This window comes from Parasphaerochaeta coccoides DSM 17374 (genome assembly GCF_000208385.1).
Classification (GTDB): Bacteria; Spirochaetota; Spirochaetia; order Sphaerochaetales; family Sphaerochaetaceae; genus Parasphaerochaeta; species Parasphaerochaeta coccoides.
The window spans coordinates 1,280,977-1,300,120 of sequence record NC_015436.1 but is presented as its reverse complement, the minus strand read 5'-3'; the positions used below and the strand labels follow the sequence as shown (position 1 = coordinate 1,300,120).

Here is a 19,144-nt window from a genome sequence, read left to right as displayed (position 1 = left end):
TCCTCATTTTGAGATTTCTGTCACAAGATCAGTAATGAGATCATCGATAGAGTAGTTCTCATCTTCTCCATATCTAAATGCTTTCTGGAGTCCAAACAAAGAGCCTGCAAGTTTTTCCTGTCTGTCAAGAAATTCATTTAACCGATTAATACTAGGCAAGGAAAAACCTTCTTCAGTCGGCTTGACAGGTTTATCAAAAGGAGCTTGGATACGTTGCCCGTTCCTAACCAAGACTCTTGCATAATCCCACGGTGAACTACCACTCAAAGTAGACTGTCTGGCAAAAGGAACCGCAACATATAAAGCCTTGATAAAAGTACTTACCGCAATAGGGATGTGTTTAGTATCGCCAAGATTCTGTTCAAGTTGTCCAAGATCTAGGCTGACATATCTGTAATAAGTAGCCGAATTGAATTCCAGTGTCCCCATATGTGATGAGGCTGGGGTATCAGAGCCTAAGTCATCAATAGCTGTAAAAAAATCCAATTCATTGGCAACCTTATGTGTGGAAATGGCATGAGCAAAGGATGTTGCCGCTTCAACGTTCAAATCCGGTGCCAGTGCAACCATTCTTCCAAAAAGGGCAATATCCAATCCATCGACTTCTTGAGACTTGAAACCCTTGATGAGCCCGGACTTCTGGGCATCGAAAATTTTTTTCAAATCCTTTTTATTTTCCCCAATAATTTTTTTGGGATCAAAATCAAGAGATTGGGCATAGCGAGCAAGTTCAAGAGCTTCTGAATCAGAGAAAAAATACAAAGTATCTTTTGCCAGGACCTCTGCAATTGCCTCGCCAACAGAGTGTGCATGGTCTTCTGAAGCACCTAATGACTGACAGGCTTCTTGTATTTTTTGTGAAATGTATTTGGTTCTGACAGCTAGCTTGATACCAAAATCATGTAGATGCAGACGAACTTGGCGTTTCCATGCTTGACTGCTGACCCTTGCTCTGGTCACCCCACCAACCAATGCTGTTTTCGGCGCGCCGACATCGTCCCGGTTCAGGGTCGTTACAGGAAAACTTTGAATAATGTGGAATTCGATTTTCTTGCCTGCAAAGATTGTATTGTTCATTTTGACTCCTTTTGAGTAAGTGGTTTTATTTGTAATAATCCAAATCCGAATGCTTTTCCTCTGCCTAGACCATTCTTGAAAGCCTTATGGAATAGTACATGGTCGGTTATGTCCATGATTCCGCGGACAGTCGCTTGGTTATGTGTAATTGTCTGTCCATTTTTTAAAAATGCTTGGACACCCATGTCTGAAATTTCCATTGTTTCTTGCCGGGCTGAAAATCCCCATGTTTTTTGGTGGTTCAGGAACCATGTCCTGATAGCTTCCAGCCCAGTAACGGCTATTGGATTTGATTTTCCTACCTGTTTAGTCACAGGATTCACCTTGACTTCAAAGGTATATGCTGGAAAATCAAAATATCCAGAAGGAATATGCCGGGATGTGATTTCCCCTTTCATAGGGACTGCCGGGGAATCTTCTGATAGAACAAGGTACATTTTTCTCCCTTGATAGGAAAGTGTTTTCTCAAGGAACAAGAATGAACGGCAATTCCCAGGAAATAAGCTATACACGAATTTATGAGAAGCATAAGCATCATACAGTTTCAATGCGATGATATCTTTTTTGTCCAGGAAAATTGTCGAGGCAATCATATTTGTTCTTCTCCGTTGTCTTTACCCTTATGTTTCCCGTAGAATTGTTGTGCCCAATGTACTCTGATTTTTTGCCGTCGTTCCTCATTGTCAAAAGAAAGGATGTCGGAAAGAAGTTGCTTGAATGACAACGTGATTGAACGAGATATGAGGAGATTGATTATTGGACGAAGAACATCAATCAATTCTAGGGCCGAGGAACAAGACAATATTCTGCTAAGTCTGGCAGCTTCTGAAGAAGTGTCAGGCTCTCCGCCTTTGTTGGTGGAGGCAAAAGATTGATAAAGAGAATCTCCCAATCCAAGAGAACCGTCACCTTCATCCTTGCTCTTGGCAAAGCCTGCGGCAATCAATCCATATGCGCGACGCTGTACAGTCTTTTCTAAATCAACCCAATGGACAAGAATATCCCAGCATAGAAACTCGGTTTCTTCATGATCTGCTTTCTTCAATTTGGCTAGCAGCCTTTTATTCTTAGATGTTTTCGCATGTGAGATCATGGATAGAAATGCATCATTTCCCATTGCTGTCCTCCTTTGCAAGATAAAATGTTGGGCGAGGTTTTTTTGGTTCATTTCGTGCCCATCTTCGAATTTGGTTCGCTGTTTCCGCGGGGCATGACATGGTATAGATATCCATAACGATTTTCCAGAAAACTTCTTGAATGTCATGGAGGTCTTCAGGATCAGCATCCTCATCGCATGCCTCAATAAGTTTTGGGAAATGCTGTTCGCATGCTGACCAAAAACTATATTGGGCAACTTCTGAATGGGCACGAGTATTTTTTTCGTTGTAATATGCCTTGACTGCTGCAAAAAGTATTTTGGATTTTTTGTCCAAATCCATCATTTCTTTATTCAAGGCAGCAAACCAAGTTGTCTCGATGCAAGAACTTTTGATGAACACAGATGATTCAATGAAATCATCATTTTGTTTTATTGAAAAATCACCTGCTTGCCCCCGTATTTGCAAGCCTCCTGACCAAATCCCGACAAAAGGACAAACCTGTTGTGTCCTGAATATGTGGGAAGATATTTGCTTACAGGGGAAAAATTCTTTTCCGGAAGCGTTGAAGGCTGTTCCCAAAAGTGCAGGAAGACTTCTCCACGGCCGTTTGTTCACATCTGCATACAATGTCTTTTGCTCTGAATTAATACTGAGAAAAGGGTCAATCCATCCTTCCTTTATCGTTGGATACTGGATCCCTTCTGCATAGATGATACCTCCCTCGTCAGTGAATAGGACAAATCTGCTCAAGGCACATAAAGTCGCCAGATAGCTTGTCTTATATTTTCTGGCAATTTCGTCATCTTCTCCTTGGGGCATTTTCTCCCACGGCGGTTGTTCCAGGTTTCCCCATCCATTCTGAATAGTATTTAGTTCTTCTTGAGTGAACAAATTCACCCAGATGGTTTCCCATAAAGATTGCCCCAAAAGATGTGAGTTAAGGTATCCGGTATAGTTGCCGATACTGGGACCCGGTTTGGAGGTAGAGCCTTTGCCTGCATACTCTTTTGTAAGCGGCGGGATTTTCTTTGCTGTTCTTTTTCCTCCCAGGGCATAGTTCATGAGAGTGACAAGAAAAACAGCTTTTTCTGCATCTGTCTGGGGTCTGCTAGTTTGGGATTGAAAAAGGATTGTATCATTGGAGGACTGTAAGTCGGGTATATAGGTTGCTCCAATTGAGGTGATATCTGTTTTGTCTGCTAAATCATGAAGACGAGGAAACTGCAAGAAGGGTGTTGTTCCGTACAACCAGAAGCATTCTTCATGCATTTCCAAGTATTCTTTACATGCGGTCGCCAAACCTGTAGGTTGTAGTTTTTCCCAGTCATGCTCATCGCACGGTATGTTTGCCGTCTGTGCTATGGCCAGCAGGAGCTTCAGGATGGCAAGTTTTTGCACAGCAGTCCCACCCACATGCCCAATTGATGGGTCGGTGAAGATGTCCATAAGAGACACTCGCGAGCCTCCTGCAATGGGAATCCACTTTTCCCGCACCAGATTGAATCGATTCAACATCCTTCTTCTCCAATCAGATTTTTCTTTGCTATGTATCCTAACCCTTCTAGATACGATAAATCAAATATTTTCGATGCTTTTTGCTTATCTTTTGACATAATTGTCCCGGATTCCGTGACAATACCTAGTCGTATCCTTTCGTCGGGTTCATCTGAAACATAGAGATACGAGGACATCCATGACAGTTCTTCCATCCTGATAGGCGCGGGAGCCTGGTATTTCGGTACAGTAATCAGTGTTTTTTTCATCAGCGTTTTTACTATTTTTTTACGTTCTTTATGGGAAATGTTTTTCTTTGAGGGCAATAAAACAGAACTGCCGTCAATAAGGGTGAGGAGGGACATCTCTTCAGGAAGAACACGCAAAGCACGAAGAAGCATGATTTGTACGGTAGGAAACGATCCAAAACGAGTTTCAGCAACATCGTCATTTTGTGTTGGCGAGCTTTCAGAAGTGGTATTCATGGCCAGCCTATGCAAGATGTCTTTCCGCTGGTTCATTTCATGTTTTAGCCGCCCCATTGCATCGTTATCCGTGCGTTCCTCATATGTTCTGTCAATTAATATCCGGATATCTTCTGGCAGCATTATTGTAGAAATTTTTTGGAGAATCTCATATGTCCGTAGCAGAACATATGGAGCATACACATTTCCTGATTTCCCCAAAGCTATCTTAGGTGACTTGAGTAGTGCATTGACCTCTGGAACAATAACAATGACTGAACGTTCTGCTCCTTGAGGACGGATTTTATTCAGTATATTATGCCGCCATAAGCGACCGATGCGTTGCAGCAGCATATCCATAGGCGCAAGCCGCGTGACAAGAAAATCTGCATCAATATCCAAGGATTGTTCCAATACTTGAGTTCCAATGAGGATTGCACCGGAAATAGTTCGCTGAGTAATGCCTTCTTTTCCAAGACGGTGGGTCCAGACATCTTCGTAACGAGAGCGTTCATCTGGTAGGAAGCGAGAATGAATCAATCCTACAGGGATATTGTTTTCTCGTCCCCAAGAAGCAAAATCTTTATAGGTTTCCTGTGCTTCCTGCACAGTGTTTTCAATCCATAGGACATTTTCTCCCATAGCAGCTTTTTCCCTCACAAGGAGTTTCAAAGCGCTCAAATCATGGGAACATGATATGGAGACCGACTCAGGTTCAGAGGGATGAGAAATTGTTGCGCAGTGTATGTGAGAATCTTGGAGGCGGGTGATCAAAGGATATGCGTTTGTATTTTTCAGAACACAAGAGTCGATATTCTGCTTAAGGAAGCGTTGTTGTTGGGATGTTGTCAGCGTCGCGCTCAGAAGAATGACCGTGCATCCGAGAGACCGCAATGAGGTAATCAGTTTTTCCATCAATGTGCCAGTATATGTATCGTAACTATGGACTTCATCCAGGATCACAACTTTTCCCGCAAGCCCATAAAGTCGAACACAATTATGCTTAACATTCATGATGGATAACAATGCTTGATCGATTGTGCCTACGGCAAAAGGAGCAAGGAGTCCTCGCTTGCGTGAATCAAACCAAGAATATCCGATACGGCCTTCTTCTCCAAGTTCTGTTTCAAACAGCCAAGACTTCCCATGGAGGAGCAAAGGTGTGTGTTTGTTTTTTGGATCCAATATCTTGTTCAGAAAATCAGAAAACCTTTTATAAATCTTTTCAGACGTCAGTTGCGTGGGAAGGGCAAAATAACATCCTGTTGCTTGGTGTTGTTCCAACAACTTATATGCAATGTATAAGGCGGCTTCTGTTTTCCCCATTCCCATGCCAGCTTCGACGATATACAGGCCAGGACCTGCGTAAGAATCAGTCAGAACGTTTTGAATGGCATTCGGGGTAAATGAAAAAATGTTAGAGAATTCCAAATTCGGAATAATATCAAATGGAACGAATCCTGCCATAGACAGTGCCGCAGAAATATCATATTCCGAAGGGTCCTCATCGTAGAGCAGGTTTGAGAATGGTTCGCCAGAGCCAATCCAGTCAGCTACTGTGACAAATCCAGAAATGTACGATGCGTAAAGGAAATCCGCAATAGAAGGAAAATCAGAGTTAAAATGCTTGCAAAGTCGTTCAATTAGTTTTTCTCTTTCTTGTTTCCATGGATTCCCTCCAAATATTTCGGCTGTGCCAGAATGCTTTGATTTATAGGCCAACCCATGATGTCGTCCGAGGATGGAAGAAATGCGTGTTGAATCTTTTTTATACCATTTAAGTGCAATCTGGCTGACATATGCATGAGGTCCAAAGTCTCTTTCGAGTTCTGGGCGTGCAGCTTCTAACCCTGGGGCACTATTTGCCTTATAACAAGATAAGTTTCGTCTGATTTTTTCTTGGAATAATGGATTCACTTTGCCGATATCATGACAAGCGGCAAGTAGGGCATATGATCTTATCGAATATTGATCATGAGGAATACAGGAGGAAAGCTTTGCCAATAATTGAGCTACTGCACCGACAATTTGACAATGTGTCTCAACATTTATGCCTGGAACTATTTCCCCTGTGCTTTTTTGGGTTGTCTTGGCATAACAATCTTCTAGAGGCAATGATTTTTCAATACGACTATCTTGTTTTGAATGTTTGGGGCGATCTAGCATCATCTGAGATATCTCCTGTGTGATTTCCAGAGTTTAACATGAATCATGATATCCGATACACGATTATATGAGGGAAAATTAAGGTGCGGTCAATGATAAGAGAATTGGATAATACAGAGGTACTTTCAAAATACAAGGATTTACATGGATTGCCGTAATACCCATTTATTTCTGTATCAATGACTTAACCAGAATATTCCGCTTCCGCTGACATGCACCAGTTTTATCTTGTCTAACTAGATAATATGAAGTGACCTCCCAGAATGCACAATCGCGGATGAAAGGCTCATACCGGGAACATCAAATACCCGCATACGCTCTGCCGCATGCAAACAGATGTTCCCCCATGAGAACAATACGAAAGAAAAAAAGCAAACGTGACAAACGGTCACATCATATCAGAAAAGGGAAATGAACCTAAAAACACCGGATTTCTGATGCGAAACCCGGTGTTTGACGAAAATAGAAACCCTTTTTTTCCTACAAAGCCGCCGCTTCCTCAAACTCAGCGACCATGGCAAGCGTGGAGGTGATGCCTCCGGAAACCAAGTACCAGTTGACGGAATCAAGGTAGACGATGCGACCGTTTCGGGCAGCAGCTGTACCCGTGACCAGAGGATTATCCAACAAAGCCGCCGCTCCACCAGCTCCCGGTGAGGCTATTGCCGCGCTGCGGTCAATGACAAAGAGGAACGAAGGATTCACTTGGGCGACATACTCAAAGGAAGAACTCTGCCCGTGGGTAGACGCTTCCACCTTGCTGTCGGACGGAATGAAGCCGAAATCATCATAAGCTATGGCAAAACGGGAACCAGCGCCAAAAGTACTGAGCTTCCCATCATTGGCCATGACCACCAGACCATCATACCCCTTGGACTGCACAGCTTTCCTGACAACAGCGACACGTGAAGTGATTTCATCCAACGCGTCATGAAGCACAGCGGACTTCTCCGGGAAGATAGTCGACAAACGGTCGATGTTTTCAGCCAAAGTGACCACATAGTTCGCCTGGGGCATCACATTCAAAATGGTCGGAGCAATCTTGTTCAGCTCAGGGATGGCACCTGCCGCGCGACCTCCCACAATGATCAAATCTGGCTTCAGGGCATAAACCTTCTCAAAATCCGGCTCATGCAGACTCCCAATGACCGGAATGTCCTTGTACGCCGACAAGGTGGAGGGCAGCTGTCCTCCGACACCAATACCAACGACGGGGATTCCCGCATAGTCAAGGATATCAAGTGCGCCAAAGTCCAGGACAACGACCCTCGCGGGATTCACCGGCACGGTAACCTGCGCTCCCTGCCCGTTGTCAATGGTGACAGACTGTACCGCTGTGGCAGCGGGAGACTGTTCCTTTGTTCCTTGGGCAAAGAGCAGAGCAGTGCCCAGTACAAGTAAAATGGCGAGCAGAGCCGCCTTCCTTATGTGCTTCATGGTCATGATGAACCTCCTGATAGCATATATCCGTCTCCCTACGGAAACGACTTTCTCATGAATAATAAAGACACACCTTACGACCATTCACCTGTGTGACGGTGATGTCCAGGTCAAAGATGTCCTTCAGCGGTCCGGGTGAAATTACTTCATCGACGCTCCCTGAATACAGGACTTTTCCATCCTTGAGCGCAATGATGCGATCCGCCCATGACGCGGCAAAGTTGATGTCGTGAAGCACCACGACAACCGTCTTTCCGGATTTGTCCGCCATCCGCCGCAGTACCCGCATGATCTGGGTCGCATGTTTCATGTCAAGGTTGTTCAGTGGCTCGTCGAGCAATACATACGGAGTATCCTGTGCCAGAATCATGGCTATGTACGCCCTCTGTCTTTCTCCGCCGGAAAGCTGGTCAATGTACCGGTCGGCGAAACTTTCCATTCCCGCCTGCCTAATGGCTGCCTTCACGATTTCCTGGTCATGGGATGTCAGACGGGAACGGGAGTAGGGATGGCGGCCAAATTCAACCAGTTGCTGCACGGAGAGCCGGACATTGCTATGATTGGACTGCCGTAAGGTTGAAAGAGTCGTAGAAAGGTCGTGTGTCGAATAGTCTGCCAACGACTTTCCGTCAATGGAAATCACCCCGTCCCCCGCGGATATGAGCCTGCCAATGATGGAAAGCAGGGTACTCTTGCCAGCTCCGTTGGGACCGACGAGCGCGGTGAGACCTCCACGGAGGACCGTGATATCAACATCGGCGAGGATCGACCTCGCCCCATATGACTTGGATACGTTCCTAGTTGTTATCATAGACCCTCCTTGAGCAACAGGCGGAGGAAATAGAGACCTCCGGCAAAATTGATGATGACACTGATGGGAACGCTAAAGAGAAAGAGCCGTTCTACCATGAACTGTCCCCCGACCAGGGCAATGATAGCCAAGATGGACGCCAGAGAAGCATTTACCGCATGTTTGTATGTGCCGGATATGTGCCGGGCAAGACTGACTACCAACAACCCGAAGAAAGCGACAGGACCTACCAAGGCAGTGGAGACCGCCACCATGATGGCGATGAGGAACATGAATGCGCGAGCTTCCTTCTCAAACTCGACCCCCAGGTTTTTCGCTACATCCCTTCCCAACGCCATGACATCCAGGACATCGGATTTCCTCAGGATGTAAATGAGACAGATGGTAAGGATGATTGCCGACAGGCCGAGAAGTGCTGTGTTCACTTGGTTGAAAGAAGCGACAAGACGGGCTTGGACGACCAAAAATTCGTTAGGATCGATTAACACCTGCATGAAAGTCGCCAGCCCGTTGAACAAGAAGCCGAGAATTATGCCGGTCAGGACGGTATGCAACAAGGTGGAGTTTTCCCCTCTGAACGAAAAGGCGTAGAGGAGCATGCCCGCTCCGCCCATCAGGATGACGGAAATAAGGAAATCCACGTTGTCGCTCATCATGGCCAGGGTATGACTGCCGAAGAAGAATACGACGAAAGTCTGAAGAAACAGATACAGACTATCCAGACCCATGACGGACGGAGTAAGTATCTTGTTTCCGTTCACCGTCTGGAAGACAAGGGTGGCTACTGCGGTAGAAGCTCCCACAATGCAGATGGCGGCAAGTTTGACCGCCCTGCGGGGGAGTATAAAACCCCAGGCATCGGGACTGATTCCCCAGAGAAGGAAGACCAGGAGTGTAGTAATCATTAGCAGGCTGGGAATCAGGATAGCGTGAATCAAGGTAGCGTTACGCTTTGCCATGTTTTCTCTCCCTGATGAGCATGGCCAGGAACAGCACTGCGCCAGCTATGCTTGCTGTGACTCCGACAGGAATTTCGAACGGATAGATGACCAACCGACCAATGATGTCACAGACAAGAAGGAAGGTGCCTCCGACCATGCAGATGTCCGGAAGGCTGCGCTTCAAGTCGTCGCCTTTACCAATGCGCACCAGATTAGGGACGATGATGCCGATGAAGGGAATGGAACCGACCGTAACGATGACCGAGGCTACGGATACTGATAAAATCAGGAGTCCTATGCCTACAGTCGCTGCGTAGGATACGCCGAGGTTGGTAGCCATGTCCTTTCCCATAGACGCGATGGTCAGGTCGTTGGCCTTGACAGTGGCAAGGATGAGGAAGGGAAGGCTGATGTAGAGAAGCTCATAACGACCACGGATTACCATGGAGAAGTCACCCTGCATCCATGACGTCAGGTTCTGTACGATATCTGCCCGATAGGCGATGAACATGGTCACCGCTCCGACGACATTCCCCAGCATGATGCCGATTAGGGGAACCATGACAGGATCCTTGGGAGCAAGCCTGGCAATGAATTTAAGGAAGATCATTGTCCCAAAGAAGGAGAAGATGAAAGCAATCACCATCTTCACCATGGGGTCAGCATCAGGCATGGACAGCAAGGCGGCGAGAAGTCCTAGCTGTGCCCACTGTGATGTAGAGGCCGTGCCGGGTCCGATGAATTTGTTTGACGCGACAATTTGCATCAAGGCGCCTGCGACAGCAAGGCTGACACCGGATACAAAGACTGATGCGGTACGGGGGAACCTGCTGACAGCAAGCAGAAAGAGGGAAGAGTCAGTTCCGGTAAAAAGTCCTGAAATTGAAAATTCGTGAGCCCCGATAATCAAAGAAATCCCACAGAGCAACAAGGTCAGTGCTACTAAGAGACTCCGGGGGAAGCGTCGGGACATTTTTTCTCCTTACAGGACAATGATAGTGCGATTCTTGACAATGACTGTCCGGTAGCGATACTCTTTTTCCATAAAGTTAGTATTTGTTAACTTTATGAAACTAGCTGATACATTATCAAGAGACAGAGCTTGGGGCTTGCACTCTCTTGGACAAAATGGAAAAGTATTGAACTTTTCGTGCCATGGAGACCTATGGAGGTATATATGTCCGATTATTTGCAGAGGACGCTTGAAGAATTTCATGCCTGCACTTTGCTTTCAGTCCAGGCATTCGATCCTGTCGGCAGGATACTCGGCCAGTTCGGACTTGACGGAACGGAACATGCCGTCCGTTGTCCGGTCAGGACACAGTCCATCAGCAGCGTCATGGAGAAGCTGGATCAAAATAAGGAACGCAGCTCTTATTATATAGGTTCGTGCGCAAATGTTCAGGGACCGCGGGACATGCGGTGCGGTGAAGTCTCCTTCATCGTATGCAAGATTGATCCCCGTATGCCGGAACTGGGAGCTTTCGCCTTTTGGCCGGGACGTACCATGGACGGTTCTTTCCAGGAAACGCCGGTTTCTGTGATTGAGCACTTGGTCGGACTCCTTCAGAATTTGGCACGGGCAAATCTGTTAGGTTCAACGGATGAAAAAACAGATGTTTCCTCCTACGGCCACCATGTACGGCGGGCAATTGCCTATCTTGAGCAGAATCTCACCATCAATGCGACGCTGGAAACTGCTTCCGAGGAACTTTCTCTGAGCAAGTCTTATCTTTGCCGCATATTCCGCAAGGAAACGGGGATTACGTTCTCCGACTATGCCAATGCCTTGCGCATCACCCGGAGCAAGATTCTTCTGGCGGAGACGAATCTTCACCTGCTTGATATTGCACTGACTGTAGGGTTCAACGACCAGAGCTATTTCAACCGGGTATTCAAGAAGACCACAGGAGTCACTCCTTTGGTATTCAGACGTGAATATGCCGGAGCCCAGGCAAAAAACAACGTCAGAATAGCGTAATTGGAACAAATTGGGTCATTTTGCCGCACGACATTGTATCAAAATGATACATCAAAGACGAGGTTTACAGAGCTGGAGGGCATTTTGACCCAACAGCTCTTTTTCTTCCTTATTTATATGTATTTCCGCACGGATGATTGTCTTCCCAAAAAATATAAAACTAAAATAATTATATAAAGTATAAATACTTACATCCATGATTGAATGAATGTATCGGAAATTGGCACGCCTCTTGCAAGTATATGTGCGTCGGTCGATGAGTCCGATGGAATGAATTGAAAACAAAAACTGAAAACAAAAATGAAATAGTATCGCAGGAGGTACATCATGAAATACTTAGTTACAAGAAACAATCACCCAGTGAACGTCCTGAGAGGTTTTGACTCCATCTTTGATTCGTTCTGGAACGACGGATGGGGAAGTGACGTCCTCTCCGCATCGTTGCCAGCTGTTGACATTGCTGAAAAGGATGATGCGTATGTCCTGGAAGCCGAGCTGCCGGGAATGGACGAGAAGAATATTTCCGTCAATGTCGAGAATCATGTGCTCCGCATCAGCTCTCATGTTGTGGAAGGCAAGGCTGACGAACAGAAGGAAGAAAACAAGTATCTGATTCGTGAAAGACAGGAACGTTTCTTTGATCGCAGTTTCACCCTTCCTGAGAATGTTGACGAGGAGAATATCAGCGCACAGTTTCGAAAGGGGATACTTGTCTTGACGATTCCCAAGAGCGAGGTCGCAAAACCCAGGAAAATTGATGTCAAGATTGCTTGATGTCCGGGCGTGGTCATAAAATAGTTTCTGGCAGGGAGTATCGGCGCGAGCCGGTACTCTTTTTTTATGTCATGGGTATGCCATGGGGGATGTGGCGTTATCATATGGTTTGAATGTGCAATAATATTCTTTCATTCACATTATTTCCCATAAAAAAACAGAGTCATGAGCATCTTGTTTTTTTGCGACGCTTTCCTGATGAATTGTCTCCATAATACCCCTATTCCCTTGAAAAATATTGATTTTATTCTCAATATGGTTATAGTTAAGCTGTTTGTCAGGGATGCGGGCATGCAACGTTTTCCATCTGTCGGTCAATGTTGCGCAATCTTCTCCGGACATGCCGATTTGAAAAACAGGGAGTTGTCATGAATAAGATTCTGTACAAGAAGCAGTTGTCACAAAATGTGTTCAGCATGGTGCTTGAGGCTCCTCTCATAGCGCGAGAGAGGAAGCCGGGACAGTTCATCATCGTCCAGCTGGGAGGGGATTTCGGCGAACGTATTCCCCTGACCATCGCTGATGCCGATGCCGAAAAAGGGACCATTTCCCTTATCATCCAGGCAGTGGGAGTGACGACGCTTCGCCTTGTCAACCTCAATGTCGGTGAATATGTTGCCAACGTTCTGGGACCTCTGGGACATCCCACGCCCATAAAGAAATATGGAAAAGTCATAGGAGTCGGTGGTGGAATCGGCGTTGCTCCGCTGCATCCCGTCGTACAGGCTCTCAAAGCCATCGGCAATGAAGTGAAGATTGTTATTGGCGCCCGTAGCAAAGAGCTGATTGTCATGGAAAAAGAGCTTCGCGTCATTGATCCCGACCTTACCATCGTCACCGATGACGGTTCCTATGGCAAGAAAGCCTTGGTCACCGAGCCTCTCAAGGAGGCATGTGAAACATGGAAGCCCGATTTGGCAATAGCCATGGGACCTCCCATAATGATGAAATTCTGCGCCGCGACCACCAGGCCGTTCAACGTACATACTCTTGTATCTCTCAATACAATCATGATTGATGGAACAGGGATGTGCGGCGGATGCCGCGTCAATGTTGGAGACGAGACGAAGTTTGTCTGTGTTGACGGACCTGATTTCGACGGACATCTGGTTGACTGGGACAACATGATGCTTCGTCTCGGCACATATCGCGCCCAGGAGCAGGAAGCCGATCACCGCTGCCGCGTGGGTTTGAACAAGTAGGCTGGAAAAAGGGAGGATATGATGCACCAGACACGTGAACAGTTAGATGTCCAGGCAAAGGAAATCCTGGGTAAGTTTTCTTATGATACCATCACCATGAAAGAAAGGATGGGTATTCCCGCGCAGGAAATGCCCGCCCAGGACCCTGCGGTCCGCGTCTGCAACATGGAAGAAGTCGCCATCGGTTATACGGAAAACCAGGTCAGGGTTGAAGCCTTGCGCTGTCTTCAGTGCAAGAACCGTCCTTGTGTCCAAGGATGCCCGGTGAGCATAGACATACCGGGTTTCATTGCAAAAGCCGCTGCCGGCGACTTTGCCTCGGCCATTTCCATCTTGAAGGACAGCAGCCTTCTGCCTTCCATCTGCGGTCGCGTATGCCCGCAGGAAGTCCAGTGCCAGTTGACCTGCACAGTCGGAAAAGCCAAGAAAGACATTGACCAGGCAGTCGCCATTGGACGGATTGAGAGATTCTGTGCTGATTGGGCACGGGAGAACAATGCCGAGCCGGCCATGGAAATTGCTCCGGCGACCGGAAAGAAAGTCGCGATTGTCGGCAGCGGTCCTGCCGGAGTCACCGCGGCGGCCGATGTACGCAGGGCAGGCCATGAGGTCGTCATGTTTGAAGCCCTTCACAAGGCAGGAGGAGTACTGGTGTACGGTATTCCTGAATTTCGTCTTCCCAAGGCGATTGTCCAGAAGGAACTGGACAACCTGACTGCCATGGGGGTGGACATCGAGCTTGACTTCCTGGTCGGACGGACGCGCAAGATACACGACCTGATGGATGTCGATGGCTTTGACGCCGTGTTCGTCGGCAGCGGAGCAGGATTGCCCCGGTTCATGGGAATACCCGGAGAGAACCTGGTCGGTGTCTTCAGCGCCAACGAATACCTGACACGCAGTAACCTGATGAAGGCATATGACCATGAGAATGCTCAGACTCCACTGTTTCATTCCAAGAAGGTCGCGGTCTTCGGTGGTGGAAACGTCGCCATGGATGCCGCCCGTACAGCCAAACGTCTGGGTGCGGATGAGGTCTACATAGTATATCGCCGCACAGAAGAAGAAATGCCAGCCCGTAAGGAAGAAGTTCACCATGCCAAGGAGGAAGGGATTAAGTTCCTGATGCTCCATGCTCCTGTCGAGATTGTAGGAGATGAGAAGGGCAAGGTAGCTGGCGTCAAGCTGATTACCTGCGAGCTGGGGGAACCGGATGCTTCCGGTCGCCGCCGTCCCGTGGAAATTCAGGGAAGCGAGAAGATATATGACTTCGATTCCGTTGTCGTTTCAATCGGAAACTCGTCCAATCCTCTGATTAAGCAGACTACTCCTGAGATTGAGGTAAACAAGTGGGGCAACTTCATCGTTGACGAAGAAACCTGCCAGACCAGCATGAAGGGTGTCTTCGCCGGAGGAGATATCGTCCTCGGCGCCGCGACGGTCATTCTGGCCATGGGGCAGGGACGCAAGGCAGCGAAGGCGATCAACGACTATCTTGCTGCTCTGTAACAGTCCTTTTACTGATTGAGACCCATGGTCGCTTGCATGAGCAAGCGACCATGGGCTATATTTTTACCGTGGATACGAACTTCACATGCCCGTCCCTGCCGTGCAGGATTTTTTCTCATGGCAAATATGAAGCCATGGACGAGGTCATCGAACATAGCCCCGCATTCGCTGATTTTCCCGATTTGGATGAATTCAAACGGATAGTAAGGCGTAGGGAGAAAATGGGGACGACCGGCATAGGGCATGGCGTTGCGATAGCCCATGGCAAGGTTCGTTTCCTGAAAGACATACGTGTCGGTCTGGGAGTTTCCGTCGAAGGTGTGGATTATGGAGCCGTTGACGGGAATCCGGTGCATCTTTTGTTCGTGATAGCCAGCTCGCCCACGCTCCAGATGGACTATCTGCGGATTCTTTCCCGGATACTACGCGCTGTCCGTGATGTCTCGGTACGGACAGACTTGGTAGAATATGTCTCTGCATGGGAAACAATGTTCCCCAAAGACGCCGACGTCACAATGCCCGCTTCCTGTGTCCGTTTCCTGGCTTTGCTTGATGAACTCATGCCGGAGGGGTCTGATTCACCTTGTGGATTCCCTTCTCGGTGAGAAGGGCCTGCATAGGCTGGTCAAGCTCCCATGTCGGAATATCCTCGAAGACTTGCCATGACCAGCATACGCCCATCACCATCGGTTTCTGACCGTCAGGAATGGAGGCGATGAATGTGTCGTAATAGCTTTTTCCCCGTCCCAACCGTTTGCCGTCCCAGGAGAAGGCTCGTCCCGGAACAAGGAGCAACGTTGTCGGGCTGATGGTGACCAAGGGCGCAGAAGCCGTGTCCGGCTCCTGGATTCCAAAGGATGATGGAATCGTCGTATCAATCCAGTCGGAAAAGACTTCATGAAAGAACATGGTTTCCTCATGACAGTGCGGAGCCGCTACTGTCTTGCCTTCCGCCATGGCGATGGCAATGAGGCCGGAGATATCAGGCTCTCCGATATGCGGCAGGAAAAGGAAGACTTGTTCAGCTTTTCCCCAGTATGAGCTGGTCAGCAGATGGGATATCAGGCTCCTGTTGTCCTGCTCTGTCCCAGGGTTCTGCCGGAGCAGTTCCTTAATTTGCGACCTGAGTTTTTTCTTTTCCTGCAACGTATCTCGGCCAGATTCTCCATCCGGTTTCCCGTCCATATCGGCATCCTCCAGCGTGCATCATGTGAATACATTATGTGCGTACATCATGTACATATGTTTCTTTCGTAAAGAATAGCACCTGCAAGGACGACCAGGCTACAAAAAAAGAACAAGGTATCCTGAAAATGCCATTTTATTCCCGGACGGGGAGTGTCAGGTTCAAATGAACGTCCCTCCAGGGCAACGGACATATCCTCCATCTTGTCAAGAAGAAGAACAAAGAGCGTCATCACGTATCCTGATATCCTGCGCACGGGATGCCGCCACCCTCTTTCTCCCCGTGCCGTGCGCGCTTCCCGGCTCTGGATGGCGACATCAAAAATCAGGGGGATGATGCTGATTGTCAGCTCCATGGTCGAGGCAAGTCTCCAGCTTTTGAGCCCTGGTATCCAGGAGAGCGCGGTGCCGACCGCCCGCGCCATATCATCAGGTGCCGTAGTATCCGCCATGATGATTCCTCCCATGACAATGAGGAGAAAACGTGCTGCGACAGTGACCGAAAGGATAAGATCGTGACTGGAGAACCAGTGGCTCAGACCCATGGCACAGGCCAGGACAAGAAAGAAAAGACATTCCCTGGCAACCCTCAAGATGGGCAGCCGTATGGAAAATGCCGTGATGACAAGCAGGAAACCAATGAATGCCGTCATGCCGGGGGATGCGCCGGAAAGGATTACGGAAAGGCACATCAGCAGTCCCAGCTTTGCCAGAGGATGAAGCCGTCCAATGAAGGAGGGAACCTGCCGATAATGGAATATCAGACTTTCAGGCATGTCAGTTCCTCCAAAGGCACGGGATGACCGCCATAGGTAGGAATGTGGACATCATGAGCCATGAGACTTTCAAGTGCTTCGGAGGGGGAATTATCCATGATTATCCTGCCTTTCTCAAGCAACAGGACCCGGTCGGCATGGTACAGTATCTTGTCACAATCGTGGGTCACTACAAGCAGGGTATGTCCGGCCTCCCGCAGGGCGATGAGGGCTTTCAGGACATGGATGATGCCTGGATAATCGAGGTTGGCGAAGGGTTCGTCCAACATGAGCAGGAGTGGTTTCATGGCAAGGATACCCGCAATGGCCAGCCGTCTCTTTTCTCCTCCAGACAATGTGCGCGGCCTCTGGCCGAGCTTTTCTTCCAGCCCCATGAGGGCTGCGACATCAGTAAAGCGAGCTTCTTTCTCTGCGTAGTCGAGCCTGAGATTCTCCAGCCCGAACAATATGTCACGTTTCACTGTCTGGCCGACGATCTGGGTGTCCGCGTCCTGGAATACCAGGCCGATGTTCCTGTTGCGGCGGGACGGCATGGATGAAAGGTTTTCTCCGTCCAGGATGATTGTTCCTTTCCGCGGTTGCGCCAAGCCTTTTATTGCCCTGAGCAGCATACTCTTGCCGGAACCGTTCCGTCCAGTCATCACTGTCAGGGAATGACGGGGAAGGGAAAAAGAAACGTCATGGAGTATCTTCACGCCGGAAACATCATATGAGAGTCCATGTACTGTCAGAAGGGCATCATTCCGCATCTGTATCCTATTCCTATTCTTGTCATTGAGAGCATCATGACTGTACCAAATGGCGGTACGTTGGACAAGGCGGGAAACCGGGCGCACAGGATGAAGTACCACGGGATGAGCGCGCAGAATGTTTCCGACGAACAAAAAGCTATCATTCCCGCGGAAGTTTTGGTACACTTTACAGGCATCATTTTCATTTCACTACGATTAAGGAGAATATCTTATGAAAAGAATCCTGGCTTTGTTACTTATCCTCACCGTCGGCTTTTCCGTATTTGCCGGGGGAGCCAAGGAAACACCGGTTGTACCTGGCGGAAAACCTACAATCCGTCTGCTGACCGATGCTACAGGAATTGACGACAAGTCTTTCAACGCGGCTGCGTGGAGAGGCATCGTCGAGTTCTACGGAGATACCGGGGGCAATACATCCCGCAGAGGTGCGTTCTACGATGTCGTGACTGCCCAGACGCAGGATATGTATATCCCCAACCTCAAGCAGGCTGCTGACGAAGGTTATGATCTGATTGCTGTCACTGGCTTCACATGGGCGGACTCTCTCAATGAAGTCGCTCCTCTGTATCCTGACCAGAATTTCATGATTGTCGATGTCGATTACGTCACCCAGCCCAACGTGATGAACTTCGTCTACCGTGAAGAGCAGGGTTCGTACCTGGTCGGCATGGTCGCCGCTCTCCAGGCTAAGGAAGACGGCATAGCCAATCCGCGCTTCGGCTTCATCGGCGGAGTTCCCGGTGCAACGATTACCAAGTTCGAGATGGGCTACATCCAGGGAATCCGTTCAGTATTCCCCAATGCTCCCATCGTTGACTATTACACCAATGACTGGGGCAAGCCCGAACTGGCAAAAGCACAGGCAAAGAGCTGGTATGATACTGGTGTCTACGCTGTCTACAGTGCTGCTGGCGGAAGCGGCAACGGAACCATTGCCCAGGCCAAGGAATACAGGGCGCAGGGCAGGAACGTATGGGCAATCGGAGTTGACTCCGACCAGTACGCCGACGGCCTCTATGATGGCACCAAGAGCAGTGTCCTGACTTCGATGATCAAGAAGGTGGAGAGTTCAAGCCTCTATGCGCTCCATGCGGTTGAGAACGGAACATTCACCGGCACAGTGGTTGCCATGTCCCTTGCCGATGACGGCGTAGGGTATTCCGCTGCCAATCCTGAGCTGAGCAAGAATGTCATTGCGCAGGTCGAGGCGGCCAAGGCGGACATCATCAATGGCAAGATTACCATTTATGGCACGTACAAGGAAGCATTGGCGAACAACGCTGCCCCCGCCGGACTGTCTGCTCGTGACGACTGATAGAATCCCATTGTCCATTCCTTCCGTGGCGGTGACCTGAAAACCCGACGCGCAGGAAAAAGATCATGCCGGCACGCTTCACCACGTGCCGGTTTCCTTGGAACATGAATCATGCGGTTCCATGCCGGGGAGGCATGGCATTGCATCATAAGGAGGG

Annotated in this window: 18 protein-coding genes; 6 read left to right on the top strand and 12 right to left on the bottom strand. The window is 48.4% G+C overall.

Annotated elements, in window-relative coordinates:
* Positions 1–3: 3 nt before the first annotated feature.
* From cas7e to SPICO_RS05760, 9 genes are all read right to left on the bottom strand, one after another.
* Positions 4–1,077: a type I-E CRISPR-associated protein Cas7/Cse4/CasC gene (gene cas7e / locus SPICO_RS05800; RefSeq protein ID WP_013739745.1), complete on the bottom strand. Its 1,074-nt coding sequence runs from the start codon at positions 1,075–1,077 to the stop codon at positions 4–6.
* On the bottom strand, positions 1,074–1,670 hold the full coding sequence (gene cas6e / locus SPICO_RS05795) for a type I-E CRISPR-associated protein Cas6/Cse3/CasE (protein ID WP_013739744.1): 597 nt from the start codon (positions 1,668–1,670) through the stop codon (positions 1,074–1,076). Before cas6e ends, cas7e begins: the two co-directional genes overlap by 4 nt.
* Positions 1,667–2,194 carry a type I-E CRISPR-associated protein Cse2/CasB gene (gene casB / locus SPICO_RS05790; RefSeq protein ID WP_013739743.1) on the bottom strand — a complete coding sequence of 176 codons (528 nt, stop codon included), beginning with the start codon at positions 2,192–2,194 and terminating at the stop codon, positions 1,667–1,669. Before casB ends, cas6e begins: the two co-directional genes overlap by 4 nt.
* Positions 2,184–3,692 (bottom strand): type I-E CRISPR-associated protein Cse1/CasA, encoded by a 1,509-nt coding sequence (casA, locus tag SPICO_RS05785; RefSeq protein ID WP_013739742.1) that lies wholly within the window; start codon positions 3,690–3,692, stop codon positions 2,184–2,186. The genes casB and casA overlap by 11 nt, the downstream gene beginning before the upstream one ends.
* Entirely contained in the window at positions 3,686–6,304 is a 2,619-nt protein-coding gene (locus SPICO_RS05780) for a CRISPR-associated helicase/endonuclease Cas3 (protein WP_013739741.1), read from the bottom strand. The genes casA and SPICO_RS05780 overlap by 7 nt, the downstream gene beginning before the upstream one ends.
* A 477-nt stretch (positions 6,305–6,781) precedes the next feature.
* Complete coding sequence (locus tag SPICO_RS05775) at positions 6,782–7,738, bottom strand: siderophore ABC transporter substrate-binding protein (RefSeq protein ID WP_041395722.1); 957 nt, start codon at positions 7,736–7,738, stop codon at positions 6,782–6,784.
* 55 nt (positions 7,739–7,793) lie between these two features.
* Positions 7,794–8,552 (bottom strand): iron ABC transporter ATP-binding protein, encoded by a 759-nt coding sequence (locus tag SPICO_RS05770; RefSeq protein WP_013739739.1) that lies wholly within the window; start codon positions 8,550–8,552, stop codon positions 7,794–7,796.
* On the bottom strand, positions 8,549–9,511 hold the full coding sequence (locus SPICO_RS05765; protein WP_013739738.1) for an iron chelate uptake ABC transporter family permease subunit: 963 nt from the start codon (positions 9,509–9,511) through the stop codon (positions 8,549–8,551). Before SPICO_RS05765 ends, SPICO_RS05770 begins: the two co-directional genes overlap by 4 nt.
* On the bottom strand, positions 9,498–10,466 hold the full coding sequence (locus tag SPICO_RS05760; RefSeq protein WP_013739737.1) for an ABC transporter permease: 969 nt from the start codon (positions 10,464–10,466) through the stop codon (positions 9,498–9,500). The genes SPICO_RS05765 and SPICO_RS05760 overlap by 14 nt, the downstream gene beginning before the upstream one ends.
* A 204-nt stretch (positions 10,467–10,670) precedes the next feature.
* Here SPICO_RS05760 and SPICO_RS09800 point away from each other — a divergent pair, with 204 nt between their 5' ends.
* The 5 genes from SPICO_RS09800 to SPICO_RS10115 all read left to right on the top strand — a co-directional run bounded on the left by SPICO_RS09800 (position 10,671) and on the right by SPICO_RS10115 (position 15,564).
* Entirely contained in the window at positions 10,671–11,474 is an 804-nt protein-coding gene (locus SPICO_RS09800; RefSeq protein ID WP_013739736.1) for a helix-turn-helix transcriptional regulator, read from the top strand.
* 327 nt (positions 11,475–11,801) lie between these two features.
* Positions 11,802–12,248, top strand: coding sequence for an Hsp20/alpha crystallin family protein (locus SPICO_RS05750; protein WP_013739735.1), 447 nt, complete (start codon positions 11,802–11,804; stop codon positions 12,246–12,248).
* A gap of 368 nt (positions 12,249–12,616) precedes the next feature.
* The gene (locus SPICO_RS05740; protein ID WP_013739734.1) at positions 12,617–13,450 is read left to right on the top strand and encodes a sulfide/dihydroorotate dehydrogenase-like FAD/NAD-binding protein; all 834 of its coding nucleotides are present in this window, start codon (positions 12,617–12,619) and stop codon (positions 13,448–13,450) included.
* Positions 13,451–13,471: 21 nt separating this feature from the next.
* The gene (gene gltA / locus SPICO_RS05735) at positions 13,472–14,959 is read left to right on the top strand and encodes an NADPH-dependent glutamate synthase (RefSeq protein WP_013739733.1); all 1,488 of its coding nucleotides are present in this window, start codon (positions 13,472–13,474) and stop codon (positions 14,957–14,959) included.
* A gap of 50 nt (positions 14,960–15,009) precedes the next feature.
* On the top strand, positions 15,010–15,564 hold the full coding sequence (locus SPICO_RS10115) for a PTS sugar transporter subunit IIA (RefSeq protein WP_013739732.1): 555 nt from the start codon (positions 15,010–15,012) through the stop codon (positions 15,562–15,564).
* On the opposite strand, the gene SPICO_RS09795 is transcribed toward SPICO_RS10115, so the two are convergent.
* From SPICO_RS09795 to SPICO_RS05715, 3 genes are read right to left on the bottom strand one after another with little or no spacing between them, the layout of a single operon-like run.
* Positions 15,518–16,144: a 5-formyltetrahydrofolate cyclo-ligase gene (locus SPICO_RS09795; protein WP_013739731.1), complete on the bottom strand. Its 627-nt coding sequence runs from the start codon at positions 16,142–16,144 to the stop codon at positions 15,518–15,520. The genes SPICO_RS10115 and SPICO_RS09795 overlap by 47 nt on opposite strands.
* Before the next feature lie 47 nt (positions 16,145–16,191).
* Positions 16,192–16,920, bottom strand: a complete 729-nt coding sequence (locus SPICO_RS05720) for an energy-coupling factor transporter transmembrane component T family protein (protein ID WP_013739730.1) — start codon at positions 16,918–16,920, stop codon at positions 16,192–16,194.
* Entirely contained in the window at positions 16,905–17,804 is a 900-nt protein-coding gene (locus SPICO_RS05715; protein ID WP_148229014.1) for an energy-coupling factor ABC transporter ATP-binding protein, read from the bottom strand. The genes SPICO_RS05720 and SPICO_RS05715 overlap by 16 nt, the downstream gene beginning before the upstream one ends.
* A gap of 79 nt (positions 17,805–17,883) precedes the next feature.
* On the opposite strand from SPICO_RS05715, the gene SPICO_RS05710 reads away from it, so the two are divergent.
* Positions 17,884–18,987, top strand: coding sequence for a BMP family lipoprotein (locus SPICO_RS05710; RefSeq protein ID WP_013739728.1), 1,104 nt, complete (start codon positions 17,884–17,886; stop codon positions 18,985–18,987).
* The last annotated feature ends 157 nt before the right edge of the window (positions 18,988–19,144 follow it).